This is a genomic window from Paraburkholderia sp. BR14320 (genome assembly GCF_040948665.1).
Classification (GTDB): domain Bacteria; phylum Pseudomonadota; class Gammaproteobacteria; order Burkholderiales; family Burkholderiaceae; genus Paraburkholderia; species Paraburkholderia youngii.
Genome location: NZ_JBFPKG010000317.1, coordinates 1 through 304 on the forward strand (window position 1 = coordinate 1; position 304 = coordinate 304).

Here is a 304-nt window from a genome sequence, read left to right on the forward strand (position 1 = left end):
AACTGCGCTCCACCACCCAACGACGCGGCAACAGTACAAAGCCTTTTTTTGCCTCCGGCAACCTGACTACGTGAAGCTCGATGCCTTCATCGCGCGCGGCCTGTGCAGGCTCTTCGCCGGTGTAGCCTGAGCCGCCCCGGGTTTTCCGGAGACCGTTTTGCTTGCGTCATGCCACAATGACAGACTCAGCGAGATTTGCATAGTAAGCGGCTTCTGCCTCGGCAGGTGGAATATTGCCGATGGGGCCGAAGAGCCGACGATTGTTGAACCAGTCCACCCATTCGAGCGTCGCCATTTCAACGGC

Annotated in this window: 2 pseudogenes; both read right to left on the bottom strand. The window is 58.6% G+C overall.

From position 1 onward, the window contains the following. Positions 1 to 127: pseudogene (locus tag AB3X89_RS40470) on the bottom strand (IS5/IS1182 family transposase); the annotation flags it as partial. 39 nt (positions 128 to 166) lie between these two features. Continuing rightward, positions 167 to 304, bottom strand: a pseudogene (locus AB3X89_RS40475) (IS3 family transposase); the annotation flags it as partial.